Source organism: Micromonospora palythoicola (genome assembly GCF_036689795.1).
Taxonomy (GTDB): domain Bacteria; phylum Actinomycetota; class Actinomycetes; order Mycobacteriales; family Micromonosporaceae; genus Micromonospora; species Micromonospora palythoicola.
The window spans coordinates 29,652-50,877 of sequence record NZ_JBAGKI010000007.1 but is presented as its reverse complement, the minus strand read 5'-3'; the positions used below and the strand labels follow the sequence as shown (position 1 = coordinate 50,877).

Genomic DNA, 21,226 nt, shown 5'->3' with positions numbered 1-21,226 from the left:
TCAGCGGCGGCTACGCCGCACCGAGCCGACGATCGCCACGATCAGCAGCAGGGCGAAGCCCGTCCCGGCGGCCTCACCGACCGAGTCGATGAAGCCCTGCTGGAGCACCAGCCAGCCGAAGAGGAACCAGCCGAACAGCACGACGCCGACGATCGCGTACGCGACCACCGTGGCGGTGGAGACGGGTTCGGACGACTCAAGTTGGTCGCGCTCGGGGACAACTTCCTGGTCAACGGTCATCTGCCCTCCCCCGTACGGTCCGGCCCTCGCCGTCAAGGGTGTCACCCTTGGCGGCTGTCGGCCAGCACCATCGGGTGACGATCCGACTCGGCTCGTACCCTGCGGTGCCGGGTGCGCAAACGGTGTGGAGGGGGTGCCGGTGCGGTCCGGGCGCGCCGCTCGCCCCCGTTGGCTTCCACTGCGACGGGAACGGCCCCCGCTTTCCTGGCCCGTCCGGCCGTGGATCGAACGCGCTGCGCACCGGCACCGACCGGCTTGACGACCGCGAGGGCGTACGGTGGCCCGTCCTGGGACCCGGCGGGCCACCGACCTCGACAACTCGTCCCCTACTGCTAGACGCGCCGGAGCACCGGCGGGGTTGCGCCGGCTGAGCACTTTCTCGCCACCCGCCCGCGCGTGCAACACTGGATGGTCGCCCAGTGGCAGGTCAGCCGCCTGCCTCGGCGGCCGGGTCAGCCGTACGGACGAGAGGATTCGGCGTGAGTGGTGGACCGCTTATCGTGCAGTCGGACAAGACCCTCCTGTTGGAGATCGACCATCCCGACGCACAGGCCTGCCGGATGGCCATCGCACCCTTCGCCGAGCTGGAGCGCTCACCCGAGCACGTGCACACGTACCGGCTGACCCCGCTCGGGTTGTGGAACGCCCGCGCCGCCGGCCACGACGCCGAGGGCGTGGTGGACGCGCTGATCAAGTATTCGCGCTATCCGGTGCCGCACGCGCTGCTGGTGGACGTGGCCGAGACGATGGACCGGTACGGGCGGCTCCAGCTCGCCAACGACCCGGCACACGGCCTCGTGCTGCGCGCCCTGGACCGGGTGGTGCTGGTCGAGGTGGCCAAGAGCAAGAAACTGGCCGGGATGCTCGGCAACCGCATCGACGACGACACCATCGCGGTCCACCCCTCCGAGCGGGGGCGGCTCAAGCAGGCCCTGCTCAAGCTCGGCTGGCCGGCGGAGGACCTGGCCGGGTACGTCGACGGCGAGGCGCACCCGATCGAGCTGGCCGAGGCCGGCAAGGACGGTGGCAGGCCGTGGACGCTGCGGTCGTACCAGCGGGAGGCGGTCGAGGCGTTCTGGGCCGGCGGGTCGGGTGTGGTGGTGCTGCCCTGCGGGGCCGGCAAGACGCTTGTGGGTGCGGCGGCGATGGCCGAGGCGAAGGCCACCACGCTGATCCTGGTCACCAACACGGTCGCCGGCCGGCAATGGAAGCGGGAGCTGATCGCCCGCACCTCGCTGACCGAGGAGGAGATCGGCGAGTACTCGGGCGAGCGCAAGGAGATCCGCCCGGTCACCATCGCCACGTACCAGGTGCTCACCTCGCGGCACGGCGGCGCCTTCACCCACCTGGACCTGTTCGGTGCCCGCGACTGGGGCCTGGTCGTCTACGACGAGGTGCACCTGCTGCCCGCGCCGATCTTCCGCTTCACCGCGGACCTCCAGGCCCGCCGCCGGCTGGGCCTGACCGCCACCCTGGTCCGTGAGGACGGCCGGGAGGGCGACGTGTTCAGCCTGATCGGCCCGAAGCGGTACGACGCGCCGTGGAAGGACATCGAGTCGCAGGGCTGGATTGCCCCGGCCGAGTGTGTCGAGGTCCGGGTCACCCTGACCGACGCCGAGCGGATGGCGTACGCGACGGCGGAGGCGGAGGAGCGCTACCGGATGGCCGCCACCGCCCGCACCAAGCTGCCGGTGGTACGCGCCCTGCTCGACCGGCATCCGGACGAGCAGACGCTTGTCATCGGCGCATACATCGACCAGCTTCACCAGTTGGGCGAGTATCTCGACGCACCGATCGTGCAGGGCTCGACCACGAACAAGGAGCGCGAGCGCCTCTTCGACGCGTTCCGCACCGGGGAGATCCGCACCCTGGTCATCTCCAAGGTGGGAAATTTCTCCATCGACCTGCCCGAGGCGGCGGTGGCGATCCAGGTTTCCGGTACGTTCGGCTCCCGGCAGGAGGAGGCGCAACGCCTGGGTCGGGTGCTGCGCCCGAAGGCCGACGGCCGGCAGGCGCACTTCTACACGGTGGTCTCCCGGGACACCATCGACACCGAGTACGCGGCCCACCGGCAGCGCTTCCTCGCCGAGCAGGGGTACGCGTACACGATCGTCGACGCCGACGACGTCCTCGGCCCACCCCTCCCCACCGTCGACTGACCGCATCCCCGTCGGCAAGATCCGCGCAACATCCCTGTTGTTGCTGCCTCACCTCGGGGCCGACACAGCACCAACAGGGATGTTGCCGCATCGGGTCGTCCCCTGTCTCGGCGTGGTCAGAGGACGCGGGTGACCTGCTCGGCGGCGGCGACGGCGTCCCGGTCGGCGGGGTCCAGGTTGGCGCAGAGCAGCACGGTGGCACCGGCGGAGAGCGGGGCGAGCAGCCACTTGAGCGGCTGGTCGTGCTCGGCGACGTCGACCAGCAGCCGGTCGCCGACCCGCAGGTCGAGCTGCTCGGCCACCGCCCTGGCGATCGCACCCCACTCGGCGTAGCTGGTGCCGTCCGGGCTGGCCGCGTCGTTCGCGTGCAGCACGGGCCGGTCGGTCGGGGCGATGCCGTGCCGCAGCACCTCCACGGACCAGTCGAGCCAGCCGACCGGCACGTCGACCAGTGGCTGCGGCCCGGTGCCGACGAGATACCGGTGCAGCCCGTCCGGCACGTCCTCCAGCCAGTCGTCCAGTCGTTCCGGGGTGACCAGGACCGCGTCGTACGGCCGGTCGCCGCCGGGCTCCAGCACCGGCAGCCCGGCGGTGGCGCGCGGCCGGAACGACACCTCCAGCCCCACCGCCCAGGCCCCCAGGAGCACCGCGGCGGTACGCCAGTGCGGCGGCAGCAGCACGGCGACCCGGCTGCCCGGGGTCAGTCCGCAGCCGTCGCGCAGCAGCCCGGCGGCCCGCGCCGCCAGGTCACCCAGCGCGGCGGCGGTCAGGTCGTGACGCGCTCCGGTCCGGTGGTCGAGATAGCTGAGCAGCGGCCGGTCCCGGTCGGTGAGACCGGCGGCGGACGGTACGGAAAGGGCAGCACGCATACGTAGGTCCTACTCCTGCCGCCCAGGTCTGTCGAGGCCGGCCCCGCGCGCGCCGGACCGGCGAACACATGACTGATGGCATTGGTGCAGGGTGCCGCGTCACCGGGAGAGTCAGGGGTATGACTACTCACGGGGACGAGCGGGCGGCTCTCGACGGCGGCCGGCAGCCGATGTTGCGGCGACTCGTCCCGGTCGTGGCCTTGCTGTTCCTCGCCCCCTGGGCCGCCGAGTGCTCGTGGGGCGGCTTCGCCGGCACCGACATGCTGGGCGTCGTGGTCGTCCTGGCACCGATGTACGGGGGCGCGGCGGTGCTGATCCGGGAGGCGGCCCGGCGTACCGGCGGCGGCTGGCCGATGATCGTCCTGCTGGCCGCCGGGTTCGGAGTGCTCCAGGCGGGCCTGGTGGACCAGTCGCTGTTCAACCCGGACTACCTGGCCGACACCGAGTTCGCGGAGCTGAGCGTGGCGGACCGCACCCGCGTACCGGCGCTGGGCATCAGCGCACAGGAGGCGATCAGTTTCGTCGGTAACCATGTCGCGTTGACCATCTGCGCGCCGATCGCCATCGTCGAGTCGTACCTCTCCCCGGCCCGTCGGCTGCGGCCGTGGCTGGGTGTGCCCGGCCTGGTCGTCGTGGCCGTGCTCTACCTGTTGGGCAGCCTGCTCGTCTTCGCCGACGACAGCGGACGTAAGGGATTCCTGGCCAGCCCCGGTCAGCTCGTCGGGGCGGCGGCGGTGGTCCTCGCCCTGGTCGTGCTGGCCGCCCTGCCCCGCTGGCGGCGCCGGCCGCCCCCGGCCCACAACGGCGCACCCCGGCCATTCCGTCCCGGCCTGTTGGTCTTCCTCGTCTACCTGGGCGTCGCCATGCTCTCCGGCTGGATCGGCGTCGTCGTGTCGATCGTTGCCGTCGCCGCGCTGGTGGGGCTGCTCCTTCGCCTGTCGGGACGCTCCGGGTGGGGTCAGGGACATGTGCTGGCCATTGCCGCGGGAGCGCTCCTCGGGGCGGCCGTGCTGGCGTACCTGGTGCCCCCGTACTCACCGGCGTCGCCCACCCAGGCCCTGCTCAGCGACGTGATCGTCAGCCTGCTCGCGCTCGCCATGCTCGGCGGCGGGTACGCGCGCCTGCGGCGCCACGGGTCGGCACCGGCTCACCCGGGCTGAGAGCGTCTGTGCGGAGGCGACGTTCTCCTCGAACACGTTCCGCGTGGCCGCCGCGAGCGTTGCCGGAGGCTGCCAGACTCGTGGCGCAAGCGTCCGATGTCGACGTCGGATGCGGTCGGGCGGGAGGCTGGCGGATGAGGCGATCGACCCGACTACGGGCCGTACTGGTGATGCTCACGGTGGGCGCGGTGCTGGCCCCGCCGGCCGCCGCGACGGCTGATCCGCTACCCACCGGCGCGGTCGTCGCGACCGTGTGGGCAAACCAGCCGGCTGCGGCCGAGTACACGGTCGACAACGGCTGGAGCTGGTCCTCCACCGAGGGTGACATCGTCGTACGGCGGACCGGCACCGGGGCGTACACGGTCGAGTTGGAGCACGCGGCGACAAGCACCGGCGTCGCGCACGCGGTGGCGTACGGTGGTGGCCCGGTGCACTGCACGGTGGCCAGCTGGTACCGGAGCCTGCTGGGCGGCGACCATCTGCTGATCCAGGTACGGTGCTTCGCGGCGACCGGCGCACCGGTGGACAGCCGATTCGTGGCGACCTTCACCAACCGGCGGCAGATCCATCAGGGACGGTTGGCCTGGTTCACCACGGACCAGGCGACGCCGGTGGGTCTGCGTACCATCCCGGCCGGTCTGCGGTACGACTCGACGGGCGGAACGATCAGCTATGAGCGGCTCGGTACCGGTCACTACCGTTTCCGCATGAACCCCAACCCGGCCAGCGAGTCGGGTGCCCCGATCTTCCCGATGACACACGTCACGGCGCTGGGCGGCAGCGCGGTGAACTGCCAGATCGACTGGCCGGACGGCCGGGAGGTGCGATGCGCCAACGCCGCCGGTAACGACGTCGACGCGCGGTTCGCGGTCACCTACGGCTCCCGGGTCGACCTGCTCGGCCACTCGGCGGGCCCACGGTTCGCCAGCGGAACCCTGTACGGCGACAACATCATCGGAGGGTCCATCAGCGGCGACAGCTACAACTCGACGCTGCCCGGCTACGGCGGCGCCAGTGGCACACTGCTTGGCACCGGCCGCTACCAGATGACCTTCAGCGGCACCGGGACCGCGTTCGGCACCGCCTTCGTCAACGCCCATCTCGGCGTACTTCCCGGCAGTCGGCCTCGCGGCCACTGCGTGCTCGCCGGCTGGGGGCGGTCCGGGGCGGACACGGTGGTCCTGGTGAACTGCTACGCCTGGCTCGGCGTACCGGCCAACCTGAACGCCCGGATCTCCTACACCACCTGGCCCGGGGGCACCGTCGTGTGAGCAGGGACGGTGGGGGCTACTCCGGAAGTGCGGGGCCGCCGTCGAGCAGCGGGGCGAGCAGGTCGCCGTGCCGCTCGACCCGGTCCAGCACCTCACCGGCGGGGTACGGCCTGGTGGCCGGACGTCGGCCCGCCGCACCGGCGGAGACCTCGTCCCAGGTCAGCGGCGTCGACACCGACGGGACGGGCTGGGCACGCAGCGAGTACGGCGCCACCGTGGTCTTCGCCGCGTTGTTCTGGCTCCAGTCGATGAAGACCTTGCCCGGTCGCAGGTTCTTCGCCATCTTCGACACCACCAGCTTCGGCTGTTCGCGTTCGAGTTCCTGCGCGACGCGCCGGGCGTAGGCCGACACGTCGTCGGCGGGCTGGGTGCCGGAGATCGGGCAGCAGAGCTGCATGCCCTTCTTGCCGGAGGTCTTCGGGTAGGAGTCGATCCCGTCGGCGGCCAGCCGGTCGCGCAGCGTCAGGGCCACCTGGCAGCACTGTTCCAGTGCCGCCGGGGCACCCGGATCCAGGTCGATCACCATCAGGTCCGGGTGCGCGCCGACCTTCCACTGCGGGGTGTGCAGTTCCAGGGCGGCCAGGTTGGCCAGCCAGACCAACGTGGGCAGGTCGTCGGCGACGACGTAGTCGATGGTCTCCCGACCCTTGGTGGAGCCCGGCGCGGGCAGCGTCTCGACGCGCACCCAGGACGGGGTGGCGGCCGGAGCGTTCTTTTCGAAGAACGAGCCACCGGTCACCCCGTTCGGGTAGCGGATGCGGGTCAGCGCCCGGTCGGCCAGGTGTGGCAGCAGCACCGGGGCGATCCGGGTGTAGTAGTCGATCACTTCGCCCTTGGTGAAGCCGGCTGCCGGATAGAGCACCTTGTCCAGGTTGGACAGCTCCAGTGTGCGGCCCTGTACCTCGACCGGGAACCGGTCAGCTGGCATCGTCGACCTCCTCGGCCGGTTTGTCCGGGCGGATCCGCAGGATCCGGGGGAACCGCAGGCGCCCGTCCGGGGTGCGTTGGCCGTACTTGACCTCCACCACCAGCCGGGGAGTTACCCAAATCGCGCCCCGGGCATCCTCGCGGGGCACATCGCCGCGAAACGGCGAGGCGGTGGTGCGCAGCGGCTCCAACTCGCGCAGCAGTTCCCGTTCGAGGGCGGCACCGATCCCACCGCCGACCCGGCCCCGGTAGGCGAGTCGGCCGTCGGCACCGGGCACCCCGACCAGCAGCCCGCCGATCTTCCGCGCGCCGGGCCGCCAGCCGCCGACCACGAAGTCGCCGGTCACCTCCAGCTTGACCTTCACCCAGTCCGGCGAGCGCACCCCGGGCCGGTAGACCGACTCGACCCGCTTGGCCATCACCCCTTCGAGGCCGTGCTCGCCGGCCGCCTCGTAGGTGGCCGGGCCGTCGGAGAAGACCGGTGGGACCGCCCACCGCGCCGCGCCGAGCGCCAGGCCGTCGAGGGTCTCCCGCCGCCGGGCGTACGGCCAGCCGGTGAGATCCTGCCCGGCCAGCCGCAACACGTCGAAGATCATGTACGTGACCGGGACGGTTGCCGCCAGCCGGGCCGCCTTCGCGGCGTTACGCACGTGCATCCGCTCGGCCAGGGCGGTGAACGAGGGCCGTCCGGCCTGGTCGAACAGGACCACCTCACCGTCGAGCAGGACGTCGCCGACCTGCTCGCCGAGCGCGATCAACTCGGGATAGGCGGTGGTGATCTCCACCCCGGAGCGGGCGTACAGGCGTGGCCGTCCGCCGGCGATGTCGGCGAGCGCGCGTACCCCGTCCCACTTGAACTCGTACGCCCAATCGGGACCGGCCGGAAGCTGCCCGGTCATCGCGAGCATCGGCTTGAGCGGCGCGCCGGGCACAGGCCGACTGTAGTAGCAGGCCGAACACCTCGCGTCCGGTTCGCTGTGATGCGAGCATGGTCGATACCGGGGAAGGGAGCGCAGCATGCGTGCCATCTGGAAGGGAGCCGTGTCGTTCGGCCTGGTCTCGATCGCGGTGAAGCTGTATTCCGCGACGGAGGAGAAGGACATCCGGTTCCACCAGGTGCACCGGGCCGACGGCGGACGGATCCGGTACAAGCGGACCTGCCAGGTCTGTGGCGAGGAGGTCAGCTACGACGACATCGCCAAGGGCTACGACATCGGCGGCGGGGAGATGGTCATCCTCACCGACGACGACTTCGCCGACCTGCCGTTGAGCACCTCCCACGCGATCGACGTGCTGGAGTTCGTGCCGGCCGAGCAGGTCGACCCGATCCTCTACAACAAGGCGTACTTCCTGGAGCCGGAGGGCGCCGCGACCAAGCCGTACCTGCTGCTGCGGGACGCGTTGACCGACTCGGAGCGGGTGGCGATCGTCAAGGTGGCGCTGCGCCAGCGGGAGCAGTTGGCCACCCTGCGGGTCCGCGAGGGTGTGTTGCTGCTGAACACGATGCTCTGGCCGGACGAGATCCGTAAGCCGGACTTCGGTTTCCTCGACGAGGACCTGAAGATCCGGCCACCGGAGTTGGCGATGGCCACCTCGCTCATCGACTCGATGGCCGGGGACTTCCACCCGGACGAGTTCACCGACGACTACCGGGCGGCGTTGCAGGAGGTCATCGACGCGAAGGTGGAGGGCCGCGAGGTGGTCCAGCCGGAGGAGGTCGAGGAGGCACCCGCCGCCGCCGTCGACCTGATGGCCGCGTTGAAGGCGTCCGTGGAGCGTGCCCGGGCGGCTCGTGGCGAGGCACCGGCCGGCGGGGGCGCCGAGCCGACCCCGATCTCGTCGGCACGTTCCGCGCAGAAGAAGGCGGCGGAGAAGAAGGCCGCCAAGGCACCGGCCAAGAAGGCACCCGCGAAGAAGACCGCCGAGAAGAAGGCCACCACCAAGAAGGCCACGCCGGCCAAGAAGACCACGGAGAAGAAAGCCACCAAAAAGGCCACCCCGCGCAAGTCCGCCTGACCGCACCCTCGATCACCTGGATGTACCTTTCTGGGCGGGTTCGGCTCCACCATCGACCCCATGATCGTCATGTCCGTGCCGTCCGGCGCGGGCCATCGATGGTCGGAAGTGCGTCCGACACCAGGTACCGTGTGTCGGCGACGGCTGCCCGTGGCCGGACCCACCCCACACCTCTCAGCAGGGAGTCGAGGACGTGAGCGAGCAGGAGACCAAGGCGCGGCGGCGGCTGGCCGAGCAGTTGGCGGCTCAGAAGGCGGCCGAGGCGAAGCGCCGCCGGCAGGCCTGGGCCGGTGCGTTCGCCGGCATCGCCGTCGTGGCGGTGCTGATCACCGTGTTCGTGATCGTGGGCCAGCGCGGCGGTGACGACGCCCCCGAGCAGGCCGCCGGTACGCCGTCCGCCCCGGCGGAGGCGACCAACGAGCCGGCGGCCCCGCCTGCGCCTCAACTACCGGAGGGCGCGGACCCGGCGCTGGGCAGCAAGCCGACGGTCACCGCCGGGGAGGGTGAGCTGAAGAAGCTGACCGTGACTCCGCTGATCGAGGGCACCGGGCCGAAGGTCAAGGCTGGTCAGTCGATCACCACCAACTACGTCGGTGTCTTCTACGAGAGCGGCGAGGAGTTCGACTCCTCCTGGGAGCGGGGGCAGCCCGCCACCTTCCCGATCGGGGTCGGGCAGGTCATCCCGGGCTGGGACAAGGGTCTGGTGGGCGTGACCGTGGGCAGCCGGGTGCAGCTCGACATCCCGGCCGAGGACGCCTACGGCGACGGTGGCGGCGGTCGCCCGGCCGGTCCGCTGCGCTTCGTGGTGGACGTGCTCGCCGCCGAGTGAGCCGCAGGGCGCCCCGCCCCGACGGCAGGCGAACATCGATGCGGTTGACCACAGATGGCTTCCGGACGGTCACCGACCGGCAGTAGGTTCGACAGGCGTTCCGGGTACCTCGCCCGGTACGCCTGTCGAAGCGAACCCGGAGGTGCACGTGACGGCAGTGGACGCCGACGGGCGGACCGCCCGGTTGATGTGGACGCACTACGAGCCGCTGCACGCCGTCACCTACTTCCATCCGCGCGCCCGCGCCGCCTACGAGGCGGCCGGACTACGCGGCTACTGGCGGGGCTACTTCGCCGGTCGCGCCGCCCCGCTCGGGCCGACCGGTCCGGCTCCGGTGATCGCCGCCTTCTACAACTTCGCTCCGCACATGGTGAGCCGGGCCCTGCCGGCGGTGTGGGAACTGGCCACCCCGGACCAGGCGCTGCGCGCCCGGCTGACCGGGGCGGTGCAGGCGCTCGCCGAGTTGACCTACGAGTTGCCCGAGCGGCATCTCGTGGAGGCCGCCGACCTGCTCGAGGCCGCCACGGACGGGCTCGGGACGGCCGGCCGGGTGCTCGGCGCGGCGAACGCGGGCCTGCCCCGGGGTGAGTACCCGCTGGCTCGGCTCTGGCAGGCCGCCACCACGCTGCGCGAACATCGTGGTGACGGGCACGTCGCCGCGCTGGTCGCCGCCGACCTCGACCCGGTGGAGACCCTCGCCTGGCGGGTCGCGGTCGACATGCCGGCGGCCAACCTGCTCGGCCGGGGCTGGTCGGAGCAGGACTGGTCGCAGGCGCGTGACCGGCTCACCGTCCGTGGCTGGCTGGACGCGGAGGGCAAGCCGACCGAGCGCGGCCGGACGTCCTTCCAGGCGATCGAGGACGCCACCGACCTCGCCGCCACCCGCCCCTGGCTGACGCTCGGCCCCGAGCGCGCACACCGCCTCCGCGAACTGCTCGACCCGATCGCCCGCGCCGCCCACACGGTCATTCCGCCGGACAGCCCCATCGGTCTGCCACCCCTGGCGAGTTGACCAAGAAGTTCCGGTCTGACTTGTCGCCGATTCCTGACGCGAACTTCTTGATCGACGCCGTGGTGGGTGGGGGAGGATGGGGGTGTGACGGTGGATGGGGTGGTTTTCGACCTTGACGGGGTGATCGTCGACTCCGAGCCGGTGTGGGAGGAGGTTCGGCGGGCTTACGTGGCCGAGCACGGGGGTGTCTGGCAGGACGACACCCAGCGTCGGCTGATGGGGATGAGCACCGGTGAGTGGGCCCGCTACCTCAGCGACGAGTTGGGGGTGCGGCGCACCGCCGACCAGGTCGCCGCCGAGGTGGTCGAGGAGATGGCCCGCCGGTACGCGGCCCGGGTGCCGGTGATCGACGGCGCGGTCGACGTGGTCCGCCGGATGGCCGCGCGGTGGCCCCTGGGACTGGCCAGTTCCTCGCCGACCCGGCTGATCGCCGCGGCGCTGGCCGCCACCGACCTGACCGACTCGTTCCGCAGCACCCTGTCGACCGAGGAGACCGAGCGCGGCAAGCCGGCACCGGACGTCTACCTGCGCGTGGCCGAGCGGCTCGGCCTCGACCCGACGCGCTGCGTGGCGGTGGAGGACTCTTCGAACGGGGTCCGTTCCGCGGCTGCGGCCGGGATGGCGGTGGTGGCGGTGCCGCACGGGGCGTACCCACTGGATCCGGACGCTCGGCGGCTGGCCGTGGCGGTGCTGGACTCGATCGACGAGTTGACCCCGGAGGTCGTCGACCGGCTGGGCTGAACCGCCACCGGGCGGTCCCCCGCCCGCCTACGGTCGGTGGCATGAAGGCGATGGTGTACGAACGCACCGGCGATCCCTCCGTGCTCCAGTTGGTCGAGCGGCCGGTGCCGGACCCCGGGCCGGGCGAGGTGCTGGTGCGGGTCGCGGTGGCCGGGGTGAACCCGACGGACTGGAAGTCGCGCCGGCAGGGCCCGCTGCCGGCCGGCTGGCAGATACCGGGCCAGGACGGCGCCGGAGTGGTCGAGGCGGTCGGCGAGGGGGTCGACCAGGAGCTGATCGGCGAGCGGGTCTGGGTCTGGGAGGCCGCCTGGCAGCGGCCCTGGGGAACCGCCGCCGAGTACACGGTGGTCCCGGTCCGCCAGGCGGTACGCCTCGGCGACGCGTCCTTCGAACTGGGCGCCTGCCTCGGCATCCCGTTCCTGACGGCGCACCGGTGCCTGACCTCCGGCGAGTATCTGCCGGACACCCTGCGTCCCGGCGCGCTGAGTGACCACACGGTGCTGGTGCAGGGTGGGGCCGGCGCGGTGGGCAACGCCGCGATCCAGTTGGCGTCCTGGGCCGATGCCTGCGTGATCGCCACGGTCAGCAGCGCCGAGAAGGCCCAACTGGCCGCGGCGGCCGGCGCCTCGGCAGTGATCAACTACCGGGAACAGGACGTGGTGGCCGAGGTCCACAAGCTCGCGCCCGACGGGGTGCACGGGATCGTGGAGGTCTCCCCCGCCCGCAACGCGGCCACCGACGTACGGCTACTGCGCCCGGGCGGGGTGGTCTGTGTGTACGCCGACGACGGCGGCGACGAGGTGACGTTGCCGGTACGACCCCTGATGGGGCCGAACGCCCGCTGGCAGTTCGTGCTGGTCTACACGATGCCGAAGGCGGCCAAGGCCCAGGCGCTGGTCGACGTGGCGGCCGCGGCCGCCCAGGGCGGGGTCCGGGTGGGCGAGGAGGCCGGTCTGCCGTTGCATTCCTATCCGCTGTCGGCGACCGCTGCCGCCCATCAGGCGGTGGAGGACTCGGTGGTCGGCAGGGTGCTGGTCAGCGCCGACGAATAAGCGGCTCGACCTGGCAGTTTTCCCCGTACGCCGGACAGAGGCGAACAAGTCTCGCAATACTGACACTGCGGGTCGCCCCGCGAGGAACGGGCGGCCCCGGCGCGGTGCGAACGCCGGGGCCGCCCACCGGAGAGAGGTCTGTGCAGGCCACTACTCCCAACGGCGATGATGCGCCGAAAAACGTTACGGCGTGGCCAGTTCCCGCACATTCAGGTCGCCGTCGGCGTACCGGGAGCGCACCACCTTCTTGTCGAACTTGCCGACGCTCGTCTTCGGCACCGCCTCGACGAACGCCCACCGCTCCGGCAACTGCCAGCGCGCCACCGACCCGGCCAGGAAGTCCCGCAACTCCTCCGGAGTCGCCGAGGCACCCTCCCGGAGCACCACCGTGGCCAGCGGCCGTTCGTCCCATCGCTGGTCCGGCACGCCCACCACGCAGGCCTCCAGCACCGCCGGATGGGCCATCAACGCGTTCTCCAGTTCCACCGAGGAGATCCACTCGCCACCGGACTTGATCACGTCCTTGGCCCGGTCGGTGAGGGTGAGGTAGCCGTCCGCCGACAGCGTGCCCACGTCACCGGTACGCAGCCAGCCGTCGCGGAACTTCTCCGGGTCCGGCGCGTCGTCCCCGACGTACCGCGCGGTGATCCACGGCCCACGCACCTCAAGCTCACCGACGGAGGTTCCGTCGGCGGGCAGCGGTTCCCCGGCCGGGCCCACGACGCGGGCCCGCACCCCCGCCGGCACCCGGCCCTGGGTGTACCGGTAGCGCCAGGCCTCGTCACCGCTCGCCCCGGCCGGTGGGCGCGACACCGAGCCCAGCGGCGACATCTCGGTCATCCCCCAGGCGTGGATCACGTCGATGCCGTGCCGCTCGTCGAACGCGTGCATCAGCGACGGCGGGCAGGCCGAACCACCGACGATCACCTCCGTGAGCGAGGAGGTGTCGACGTCGTGGCTGTCCAGGTAGGCGAGCAGGTCGGTCCAGATGGTCGGCACCGCACCGGCCAGCGTCGGCCGCTCGGCGGCGATCATCTCGGCGATCGGCGCGGCCTGGAGGAAACGGTCCGGCATCACCAGCGACGCGCCGGAGAGGAACGCCGCGAACGGCAGCCCCCACGACATCGCGTGGAACATCGGCACGATGGCCAGTTCCCGGTCGGTCGGCCCGAGCCCGAACCCCTCCGGCATGCAGATCTGCAACGAGTGCAGGTAGATCGAGCGGTGCGAGTAGGCCACCCCCTTGGGGTTGCCGGTGGTGCCGGAGGTGTAGCAGAGGGCGGCAGCGTCGCGTTCGTCCACCTCGGGCCAGTCGTACACCTCCGGGCGGTCGGCCAGCAGCGCGTCCCAGTGATGTACGGCGATCCGGTCGCCCGCCGCCGCCAGCAGCGGGGCGGGATCGCCACCGCCGACCACCACCACGTGTCGCACGCTTGTCATGCCGCCGAGGGACTTGGCCAGCAGCGGGATCAACGTGGCGTCGACCAGCACCACCCGGTCCTCGGCGTGGTTGGCGATGTAGGTGACCTGGTCGGGGAAGAGCCGGATGTTGAGCGTGTGCAGCACCGCACCCATGCTGGGCACGGCGAAGTACGCCACCAGGTGCTCGGTGTTGTTCCACATGAAGGTGGCGACCCGCTCGTCGCCGGTCACCCCGCACTCCGCCCGCAACGCGTGCGCGAGCCGGGCGGCGTCCCGCCCGACGTCGGCGTACGTGCTGCGACGCGGCTCGGCGCCGGTCCACGTCACCACCTCGGCCGCGCCGTGCACGGTGGCGCCGTGTTCGAGGATCCGGGAGACCTGAAGGGGGGCGTCCATCATCGTGCTACGCATGGGTAACAAGTTAGTGTCGCCGGTCACACGTTGGGAACCCCCGTAAATTGTCCGGGTGAGCATCTCCTGGGCTGATTCGTACGTCGGGCAGCTACGCGCCCTGGCCGGCGACCGGACGCTGATGTTCGTCGGCGCCCGGGCCGTGGTGCGCGACAGTTCGGCCCGCATCCTGCTGATCCGCCGCTCCGACAACGGGCAGTGGGCACTGCCCGCCGGCGCGATGGAGCTGGGCGAGTCGATCGCTGACTGCGCCGTGCGGGAGGTACGCGAGGAGACCGGGCTCCGGGCGCTGCGGGTGAGTGCCTTCGCCCTCTACACCGGCCCGGACCGCACCCACACCAACATGTACGGCCACACCTACCAGATCTTCACCACCGCGTTCCGGGTGGAGGAGTGGGACGGGCGGCTGGCCCGGGTCACCGACGAGACGAGCGACGCGGGCTTCTTCCACCGCGAGGCGATGCCCCAGCCGCTCTCGGCAAGTGTCCTGGAGACCCTGGCCGACCTGGACGTCTTCGAGCAGACCAACCGCCTGATCCTGAAATGACCCGGCGGCCCCGCCCCTCAGGGGCAGGGCCGCCGCAGCGGGCTCCGGTCCGGCCGGTCAGTGCCGGCCTTCGGCGAACTCCTCGACGATCTTGGCGCAGAAGGCCGGCAGGTCATCGGGCTTGCGGCTGCTGACCAACCCGTTGTCGGTCACGACCTGCTCGTCGACCCATTCCGCGCCGGCATTCACCAGGTCCGTACGCAGGCTGGGCCAACTGGTCAGCCGCCGACCCCGCACCACGTCCGCCTCGACGAGCGTCCACGGCCCGTGGCAGATCACCCCGACCGGCTTGCCGGCGTCGAAGAACGACTTCACGAACCGGACGGCGTCGGAGTCGGTGCGCAGGAAGTCCGGGTTGGCCACCCCTCCGGGCAGCACCAGCGCGTCGTACCGGGCGGGATCCGCGTCGGCCGCGCTCACCTCCACCTCGTACGTGGTGGAGGGGTCCAGGTGCGTGAAGGAGGTGATCTTCCCAGGCTTGATCGACACCAGCTCGGCGGTCGCACCGGCCTGCTCGACGGCCTGACGCGGCTGGACGTACTCGGCCTCTTCCACGCCATCGGTGGCCAGGAAGGCTATTCGCTTACCCTGCAACGTCGCTGCCACAGTGTTCTCCTTTCTGGGGGTACGTCCGTATCCGTTCCCGGTGCCGACGTCACGAAACGCGGCTGGACGGTGGCCCACCGCACGTCGCCGCCAGCGGGCGGCCGGCCGGCAGGTTTGACCCCGCCGAGCGGAGGGGAACCGCCGGCATGGCACGAGCAGCAGCGGAACAGCTCCGGCTCGCCGACGTCGTGCAGAGCTGGCTCGGGCGTCCGGTCCTGGTGATCGGTGACGCCATGCTCGACGAGTGGCGGTTCGCCGACTCCGACCGGTTGTGCCGGGAAGCCCCCGCCCCGGTCCTCACCCTGCGCCGCCGCATCTCGGCGGCGGGTGGTGCCGCCAACACCGCCGTCAACATCGCCACGCTGGGTGGACGCTCGGTGCTGGTGGCGCCCGTCGGGGCCGACGCCGCCGGCGACGAGCTGCATGACTGCCTCGATCGGGCCGGCGTCTGGGACCGCACCGTCAGCCAGCCCGGCCGCTACACCCCCGTCAAGCGTCGGATGCTGGCCGGCGACCAGATCCTGCTGCGGGAGGACTCCGGTGACCCGGACGACCCGCTCAGCGACCTGGGGGTGGACTGCCTGCTCACCGCCCTGGACTGTGCGAGTGAGGAGCTGCGGGCCGCCAGCGGAGGCGAGAAACCGACCCTGGTGGTCTGCGACTACGGTCTGGGCGCGCTGCCCGCGCCGGTACGCGCCTGGCTGGTCGAGCACCGGGACCGGTACGCCACGGTCGCGCTCGACGCCCACGACCTCGCCGACTGGCGGGGCCTCGCGCCGACCGTGGTGACCCCGAGCTTCGCCGAGGCCACCCGCCTGCTCGCCCGCGCGGGCGCGGTCCGGCCGACCATGCACCCGGCGACGTCCGCTGACCCGGCCGGTGGCCGTGAGCTGCACCTGGAGCATCCCGAGGTCGACCCGGCCGACGGGCCGTCCGAGCTGACCGTCGGCACGGCTCCGGGTGCGGCCGGGACGCGGCGTACCGACGGGCCCACCGGCGAGCCGACCCCGGGCGAGAGTCGGGTGGCGATGACCCGCGACGGGCTCAGCGTGACCGGCACCGGGGTGACCGTGAACGCCGAGGTCGGTGCCGGCGTGGACCGGGCCGTCCTGGCCGAGTCCCGGCTCGCCGAGCTGCGTGCCCACACCGGCGCGGCGGTGGTCGCGGTGACCCTGGACACCGAGGGCGCGGTGGTCGGCGGTGTCGACGGTGCGCCCGCCCGCAGTCACAGCACACCCGTACCCGCCAGCCACGCCGTCGGCGCCGGTGACGCCTACCTGGCGGCGATGACCCTCGCACTGGCCGCCGACGCTCCGCTGTCCACCGCCGCGCAACTTGCCCAGCTCGCCGCGACGAGCACCGTCGCCGGCACCGGGACCTGCGTGTGCCGCCGCGAGGACCTGCTGGCCGCGCTGGGCCGACCGGCACCCGACGACCGGCAGGTACTTGTCGACACGGGGCACCTGACGGAGATCGTCGCCGAACACCGGCGGGCCGGCCGCTCGATCGTCTTCACCAACGGCTGCTTCGACGTGCTGCACCGGGGGCACATACGGTACCTGGAACAGGCCCGCGCCCTCGGCGACCTGCTGGTGGTGGCGGTCAACTCCGACGGCAGCGTACGCCGGTTGAAGGGTGCGGACCGGCCGGTGAACCCGATCGAGGACCGGGCCGCCCTGCTCGCCGCGCTGACCTGCGTCGACCACGTGGTGGTGTTCGAGGAGGACTCCCCGGCCACCCTCATCGAAGCCGTCCGGCCGGACGTCTACGTCAAGGGCGGCGACTATCCGCCCGAGCTGGTGCCGGAGGCGCCACTGGTGCAACGGCTGGGCGGCCAGGTACGCACCCTGGGCTACGTGCCGGACCGCTCCACCTCGGCGATCATCGACCGGATCCGGGCGTACGGGCAGGAGGGCGCGACCGGCGCGCAGGCCGGTCCCCCGCCGGCGGTGGAGACGTCCGGCACGGCCGGCGCCGGAACCGCCACCACGACCGGTGCGGACGCGCCGCCGCTGACCGGCAAGGCGCCGTGAACCGACCCCTCGACGCCGGCACGCCCGCGCAGTTCCGCGCCGACCGGCTGGTCGACGTGCTCGTCCCGACCCGCAACCGGCCCACCGAACTCGCCGTCACCCTCGCCGGGCTCGCCGCGCAGGAGGGGGTACCGGGGTTCGGCGTGGTGGTCAGCGACCAGTCCGACGGCGACCCCGGCTACCTCCACCCGGCGGCGGCCACCATGGTCCGGGCGCTGCGCCACCGGGGGCATCCGGTGCTACTGACCCGGCGACTGCCCCGACGCGGGCTCGCCGAACACCGCAGCTTCCTGCTCGACGCCTCCGTCGCGCGGTACGTCCTCTTCCTCGACGACGACGTCTGGCTGGAACCGGGCACACTGCGCCGGCTGGTGACCGCGATCGGCGAGCTGGGCTGCGGCTTCGTCGGCAACGGGGTGCACGGCCTGTCCTACCTCGACGACGTCCGGCCAGACACGCACCGGCACTACCGGGAGTGGACCGGCCGACCGGTGCCGGAGCGGGTACGGCCGGGCACGCCCGAGTGGGATCGGGCGCAGATCCACTCCGCGGCGAACCTGCTGCACGTGACGGCGTCGCTGGCACTCACCGACGGTGACTGGCGGGCGTACCAGGTGTCCTGGGTCGGCGGCTGCGTGCTCTACGACCGGGCCAAGCTCGTCGACGCCGGCGGATTCGACTTCTGGCGACGGGTGCCGGCGCGGCACCAGGGCGAGGACGTCGCCGCGCAACTCGCCGTGCTGGCGCGGCACGGCGGTGCCGGCGTCCTGCCCAGCGGCGCCTACCACCTGGAGTCGCCGACCACGGTCACCGAACGCGACGTGGAGGCGTGGGAGGTCGTCCTCGCCTCGCTGGGCCCGGACGCCTGAGCCGGCGGGATTCGTCAACGGAACAGCAGCTCGCGGGCGGCTTCCGCCACCTCGGCCACCGGCACGTCGGTGACGAAGGAGTCGCGGTGCGGGCAGTCGCCGTCGCCCGGACGGTGCGGGTAGATGCCGGGGGTGCAGTCCACCCCGCAGACCGGGCAGTGCACGGTCCACGAGGTGATCGGCCGGTGCCGGCCCCGCGTCACGGGAGCGGTGGTGATCAGGTTGCCGACCCAGAAGATGCCGACGGTCGGCGTACCGACGGCGGCGGCCAGGTGCAGTGGCCCGGTGTCGTTGGAGACCACCAGCTCGCAGCCGGCGTAGCAGCCGGCCAGCCCACCCAGGCTGAGCGTGCCGACCTGTGGTCGGACCGGCACCCCGGCGCTGGCCACCACCTGGTCGACCACCTCCCGCTCGGCAGGGGTGCCGGTGACGAGGATTTCGTACCCGTCGGCGTGCAGCGTCCGGGCCACCTCCCCGAAGCGGTCGGCGGGCCAGCGACGACGGGTGTCCGTCGCGCCGGGATGCAACGCCACCCGGGGACGTTCCGACTCGCCAAGCACGGTGCGCGCCTCGGTCCGGTCGGTCTCGGTGACCGCCAGCGCCGGGATGATCGTGGTGGCCGCGGCGCCCACCAGTGCCACCGCCTCCAGGTACCGGATCACCTCGTGCTGGTAGTAGACGTAGCGCAGCCAGCGGTCCAGCGGCGGCGCGTCCTCGGCCCGTAGGCCCGCGGTGAGCCGGGCGCCGAGCGCGGCCACCAGCGGATTGGAGTTGGCGCCGCCGCCGTGCAGTTGCAGCGCCAGGTCGAACCGCTCCGCGCGGGCGGCGGCCAGGAAGTCTACAGTGCTCGACTCGGGCTCGCCCTCGGTCGCCGTCCGGATCCCCGGCGCGGGCGGCACCACCAGTACCCGGTCCACCGGGCCCGGCCGATCCCGCCACAGCTGCTCGTGCCAGGGCGCACCGAGCAACACGATCTCCGCCTGCGGGTACGCGGCCCGCAGCGCCTCCAGCGCGGGCAGTACGAAGATGAAGTCACCGAGCGCGTTGGCGCGCAGCACGGCGATCCGGGCCACGTCCGGCACCCGGTCGGCGGCCCCTCCCAGCACGGCCGAAGCCACCGGGCGCGCTACCGGCCGGAATCGCCGGTGGCGACGTCCGGCTGGTGCAGTTCCCGGTCCGCCGCCGGGTCGACGCTGCTCGGCACGCCACCGGAGGGGCTCGTCGACCGCGGTCCGGTACGCCCGACGGTGATGGTGCGCGGTGCGGGCCGGTTCGCCCGGGGCAGCCGTACCCGCAGCAGACCGTGGTCCATCACCGCGTCGATCGCCTCGGGGTCCACCCGCGACGGCAGTTGCACGCGGTACTCGAAGCCCCGGGTCTCGAACCCGCCGGGAATGCCGTGGTCGGCGTTGACCTCGGCCTCCGTCCGCGCCCGTACGCACAGCTCGCGGTCGTCCAGCTCCACCGCGACCTCCTCGGGAGCGACGCCGGGCAGCCGGACGACCACCTCCCAGCCGTCGCTGGTCTCGCCCAACTCCACCTCCGGCGGCCCCGGACGGCCGCCGACCAGCCGGCTCAGCTCGGCCCGCAGCGACTGCAACTCGCCCATCGGGTCCCACCCCTGCTGGCCGCCCCGCCAACCGCGTCCCGGCCTGGTCATCGCGCGTCTCCCATCCGTTGACTGGCGGCCGCCGGCCGCAGCGAGCTCGGCGCGTCGAGGTTGGCCTCCCGGTCGACCCCGACACCGAGCCGGTCGACGAGTTCACCGCCCAGCCAGCCGCTGACCCCGAGAATGCCCAGCGCCACCACCTCGATGGCGATCAGTGCCCCGCCCGCCCCTCGCGAGTCGGCGTTGAGCCGCACCACCCAGACGGCGGCGAAGAGCAGGATCACCGCGACGTTCGCGACGGCGTGGGTGAGCGCCACCCGCTTGGCCCTGGTTCCGGAGGGGATGGCCAGCAGGTCGAACGTGCCGGCCGCCGCCGCCAGCAGGCCCACGATAAGGCCGACGGTGAGGTTCCAGTACGCCACCTCGCCGAGGAAGTCCGGCCCGCCGACCGTGTCGATGACGTCGAAGAGCACGGCGGTGACCAGTAGGGCGAAGGGGAACATCACAAGCATCGGATGGACGGGGTGCCCCAGGATCTTGAGTCGACTCTCCATCTCCGGGCCTCCACTGCTGTTCGAAAGCGCTCTGTGGGCCGTACCCCCGGGCACCGGGGGACAAACCTGACGGTCGTGCGCGACTAGAGTGACCATGGCGGTTTCCCGCCCGGGTGCCGCCACCACGGTCAACTCCACGGGGAGGCACCCAGTGACGGTGGAGATCACATCCGCAGCCGAATTGACCGACCTGCTCGGCACCCCCGGCCCCCGCGCGGTCGCCAAGGAGCGCACCCAACTGCACGAGCGTGACCGGCAGTGGCTCGCCGCGTCGCCGTTCTGCCTGGTGGCCACCGCCGGAGCGGACGGCACCTGCGACGTCTCCCCGAAGGGCGACCCGGCGGGTTTCGCGCACGTGCTCGACGAGCGGACCATCGCCATCCCGGAGCGTCCCGGCAACAAGCGCGCCGACGGCTACCGCAACATCCTGACCAACCCGCACGTCGGCCTGATCTTCCTCATTCCCGGGCGCACCGACACCCTGCGGATCAACGGCCGGGCGCGGCTGCTCCGCGACGCGCCCTGGTTCGACGCCATGGTGGTCAAGGGGCACCGGCCGGTGCTCGCCGTGCTTGTCGAGATCGAGCAGATCTTCTACCACTGCGCGAAGGCGTTCCTGCGGTCCCAGCTGTGGCAGCCGGAGACCTGGCCACCGGATCCGCTGCCCCGCCGGGCCCGCCTGGTCAAGGAGGTCGAGGCCCCGGCGGACACCCTCGCCGACCTCGAACGCCACTACGGCCCCCAGTACGCCGCCACCCTCTACACCTGACCCGCCCTCCTCCCCGCACCGCTACCCCCCGCCACCCGGCCCACAACTTCGGTGATGTTGCTGCCTGAGGTCCATCGAGACACGACAACATCCGCGAAGTTGCAGGCTGGCCTGCACGGACGCGGGCGGA

21 protein-coding genes are annotated in these 21,226 nt (G+C 72.1%); 12 read left to right on the top strand and 9 right to left on the bottom strand.

Translation table 11 applies throughout. From position 1 onward, the window contains the following. The gene (locus V5O40_RS05075) at positions 1–240 is read right to left on the bottom strand and encodes a hypothetical protein (protein ID WP_332904371.1); all 240 of its coding nucleotides are present in this window, start codon (positions 238–240) and stop codon (positions 1–3) included. A gap of 479 nt (positions 241–719) precedes the next feature. On the opposite strand from V5O40_RS05075, the gene V5O40_RS05070 reads away from it, so the two are divergent. After that, positions 720–2,399 (top strand): DNA repair helicase XPB, encoded by a 1,680-nt coding sequence (locus V5O40_RS05070; protein ID WP_332904370.1) that lies wholly within the window; start codon positions 720–722, stop codon positions 2,397–2,399. A 116-nt stretch (positions 2,400–2,515) separates the two neighbouring features. Here V5O40_RS05070 and V5O40_RS05065 read toward each other — a convergent pair whose 3' ends face one another. Further along, on the bottom strand, positions 2,516–3,268 hold the full coding sequence (locus V5O40_RS05065; protein ID WP_332904369.1) for a TIGR03089 family protein: 753 nt from the start codon (positions 3,266–3,268) through the stop codon (positions 2,516–2,518). Positions 3,269–3,387: 119 nt separating this feature from the next. On the opposite strand from V5O40_RS05065, the gene V5O40_RS05060 reads away from it, so the two are divergent. Next, the gene (locus tag V5O40_RS05060) at positions 3,388–4,428 is read left to right on the top strand and encodes a hypothetical protein (protein WP_332904368.1); all 1,041 of its coding nucleotides are present in this window, start codon (positions 3,388–3,390) and stop codon (positions 4,426–4,428) included. A 134-nt stretch (positions 4,429–4,562) separates the two neighbouring features. After that, entirely contained in the window at positions 4,563–5,699 is a 1,137-nt protein-coding gene (locus V5O40_RS05055) for a hypothetical protein (protein ID WP_332904367.1), read from the top strand. 16 nt (positions 5,700–5,715) lie between these two features. Here the strand turns inward: V5O40_RS05055 and ligD (V5O40_RS05050) are convergent, their stop codons facing one another. After that, entirely contained in the window at positions 5,716–6,627 is a 912-nt protein-coding gene (ligD, locus tag V5O40_RS05050; RefSeq protein ID WP_332904366.1) for a non-homologous end-joining DNA ligase, read from the bottom strand. Beyond that, positions 6,617–7,558, bottom strand: coding sequence for a non-homologous end-joining DNA ligase (ligD, locus tag V5O40_RS05045; RefSeq protein ID WP_332904365.1), 942 nt, complete (start codon positions 7,556–7,558; stop codon positions 6,617–6,619). The genes ligD (V5O40_RS05050) and ligD (V5O40_RS05045) overlap by 11 nt, the downstream gene beginning before the upstream one ends. An 85-nt stretch (positions 7,559–7,643) precedes the next feature. Between ligD (V5O40_RS05045) and ku the strand changes: the two genes are divergently transcribed. The 5 genes from ku (at position 7,644) to V5O40_RS05020 (ending at position 12,276) form a co-directional block, all read left to right on the top strand. Continuing rightward, on the top strand, positions 7,644–8,642 hold the full coding sequence (ku, locus tag V5O40_RS05040; RefSeq protein WP_332904364.1) for a non-homologous end joining protein Ku: 999 nt from the start codon (positions 7,644–7,646) through the stop codon (positions 8,640–8,642). Positions 8,643–8,835: 193 nt separating this feature from the next. Then, complete coding sequence (locus V5O40_RS05035; RefSeq protein ID WP_332904363.1) at positions 8,836–9,471, top strand: FKBP-type peptidyl-prolyl cis-trans isomerase; 636 nt, start codon at positions 8,836–8,838, stop codon at positions 9,469–9,471. Between the two features lie 187 nt (positions 9,472–9,658). Next, entirely contained in the window at positions 9,659–10,483 is an 825-nt protein-coding gene (locus V5O40_RS05030) for an SCO6745 family protein (RefSeq protein ID WP_332904441.1), read from the top strand. A gap of 84 nt (positions 10,484–10,567) precedes the next feature. Further along, positions 10,568–11,224 carry an HAD family hydrolase gene (locus V5O40_RS05025; RefSeq protein WP_332904362.1) on the top strand — a complete coding sequence of 219 codons (657 nt, stop codon included), beginning with the start codon at positions 10,568–10,570 and terminating at the stop codon, positions 11,222–11,224. 41 nt (positions 11,225–11,265) lie between these two features. Next, the gene (locus V5O40_RS05020) at positions 11,266–12,276 is read left to right on the top strand and encodes an NADPH:quinone reductase (RefSeq protein WP_332904361.1); all 1,011 of its coding nucleotides are present in this window, start codon (positions 11,266–11,268) and stop codon (positions 12,274–12,276) included. A gap of 183 nt (positions 12,277–12,459) precedes the next feature. On the opposite strand, the gene V5O40_RS05015 is transcribed toward V5O40_RS05020, so the two are convergent. Beyond that, positions 12,460–14,109 (bottom strand): long-chain fatty acid--CoA ligase, encoded by a 1,650-nt coding sequence (locus V5O40_RS05015; RefSeq protein ID WP_332904360.1) that lies wholly within the window; start codon positions 14,107–14,109, stop codon positions 12,460–12,462. 55 nt (positions 14,110–14,164) lie between these two features. Between V5O40_RS05015 and V5O40_RS05010 the strand changes: the two genes are divergently transcribed. Further along, positions 14,165–14,656 (top strand): NUDIX domain-containing protein, encoded by a 492-nt coding sequence (locus V5O40_RS05010; RefSeq protein ID WP_281602357.1) that lies wholly within the window; start codon positions 14,165–14,167, stop codon positions 14,654–14,656. A gap of 57 nt (positions 14,657–14,713) precedes the next feature. Here V5O40_RS05010 and V5O40_RS05005 read toward each other — a convergent pair whose 3' ends face one another. Beyond that, positions 14,714–15,262: a type 1 glutamine amidotransferase domain-containing protein gene (locus V5O40_RS05005; protein ID WP_332904359.1), complete on the bottom strand. Its 549-nt coding sequence runs from the start codon at positions 15,260–15,262 to the stop codon at positions 14,714–14,716. 146 nt (positions 15,263–15,408) lie between these two features. Between V5O40_RS05005 and rfaE2 the strand changes: the two genes are divergently transcribed. Both rfaE2 and V5O40_RS04995 read left to right on the top strand, forming a co-directional pair. Next, positions 15,409–17,295: a D-glycero-beta-D-manno-heptose 1-phosphate adenylyltransferase gene (gene rfaE2, locus V5O40_RS05000; RefSeq protein ID WP_332904358.1), complete on the top strand. Its 1,887-nt coding sequence runs from the start codon at positions 15,409–15,411 to the stop codon at positions 17,293–17,295. Further along, positions 17,292–18,164: a glycosyltransferase family 2 protein gene (locus V5O40_RS04995; RefSeq protein WP_332904357.1), complete on the top strand. Its 873-nt coding sequence runs from the start codon at positions 17,292–17,294 to the stop codon at positions 18,162–18,164. The genes rfaE2 and V5O40_RS04995 overlap by 4 nt, the downstream gene beginning before the upstream one ends. A gap of 14 nt (positions 18,165–18,178) precedes the next feature. Here the strand turns inward: V5O40_RS04995 and V5O40_RS04990 are convergent, their stop codons facing one another. Genes V5O40_RS04990 through V5O40_RS04980 form a run of 3 tightly spaced genes read right to left on the bottom strand, consistent with a single transcriptional unit; the run spans position 18,179 to position 20,327 of the window. Beyond that, a complete protein-coding gene (locus V5O40_RS04990; RefSeq protein ID WP_332904356.1) occupies positions 18,179–19,282 on the bottom strand; it encodes a glycosyltransferase family 9 protein in 1,104 nt (367 codons plus the stop codon). Between the two features lie 8 nt (positions 19,283–19,290). Continuing rightward, entirely contained in the window at positions 19,291–19,824 is a 534-nt protein-coding gene (locus tag V5O40_RS04985) for an Hsp20/alpha crystallin family protein (RefSeq protein WP_281602362.1), read from the bottom strand. Then, positions 19,821–20,327: a DUF2231 domain-containing protein gene (locus V5O40_RS04980; protein WP_332904355.1), complete on the bottom strand. Its 507-nt coding sequence runs from the start codon at positions 20,325–20,327 to the stop codon at positions 19,821–19,823. The genes V5O40_RS04985 and V5O40_RS04980 overlap by 4 nt, the downstream gene beginning before the upstream one ends. A gap of 151 nt (positions 20,328–20,478) precedes the next feature. On the opposite strand from V5O40_RS04980, the gene V5O40_RS04975 reads away from it, so the two are divergent. Next, positions 20,479–21,096 carry a pyridoxamine 5'-phosphate oxidase family protein gene (locus V5O40_RS04975; protein ID WP_332904354.1) on the top strand — a complete coding sequence of 206 codons (618 nt, stop codon included), beginning with the start codon at positions 20,479–20,481 and terminating at the stop codon, positions 21,094–21,096. Positions 21,097–21,226: the final 130 nt, after the last annotated feature.

Bases quoted from the DNA above. Each gene is read 5' to 3' on its own strand.
- V5O40_RS05075 (WP_332904371.1), bottom strand. From the start codon at position 240: ATGACCGTTGACCAGGAAGTTGTCCCCGAGCGCGACCAACTTGAGTCG.
- V5O40_RS05065 (WP_332904369.1), bottom strand. From the start codon at position 3,268: ATGCGTGCTGCCCTTTCCGTACCGTCCGCCGCCGGTCTCACCGACCGG.
- V5O40_RS05060 (WP_332904368.1), top strand. From the start codon at position 3,388: ATGACTACTCACGGGGACGAGCGGGCGGCTCTCGACGGCGGCCGGCAG.
- V5O40_RS05055 (WP_332904367.1), top strand. From the start codon at position 4,563: ATGAGGCGATCGACCCGACTACGGGCCGTACTGGTGATGCTCACGGTG.
- ligD (WP_332904366.1), bottom strand. From the start codon at position 6,627: ATGCCAGCTGACCGGTTCCCGGTCGAGGTACAGGGCCGCACACTGGAG.
- ku (WP_332904364.1), top strand. From the start codon at position 7,644: ATGCGTGCCATCTGGAAGGGAGCCGTGTCGTTCGGCCTGGTCTCGATC.
- V5O40_RS05030 (WP_332904441.1), top strand. From the start codon at position 9,659: ATGTGGACGCACTACGAGCCGCTGCACGCCGTCACCTACTTCCATCCG.
- V5O40_RS05020 (WP_332904361.1), top strand. From the start codon at position 11,266: ATGAAGGCGATGGTGTACGAACGCACCGGCGATCCCTCCGTGCTCCAG.
- V5O40_RS05015 (WP_332904360.1), bottom strand. From the start codon at position 14,109: ATGCGTAGCACGATGATGGACGCCCCCCTTCAGGTCTCCCGGATCCTC.
- rfaE2 (WP_332904358.1), top strand. From the start codon at position 15,409: ATGGCACGAGCAGCAGCGGAACAGCTCCGGCTCGCCGACGTCGTGCAG.
- V5O40_RS04985 (WP_281602362.1), bottom strand. From the start codon at position 19,824: ATGACCAGGCCGGGACGCGGTTGGCGGGGCGGCCAGCAGGGGTGGGAC.
- V5O40_RS04980 (WP_332904355.1), bottom strand. From the start codon at position 20,327: ATGGAGAGTCGACTCAAGATCCTGGGGCACCCCGTCCATCCGATGCTT.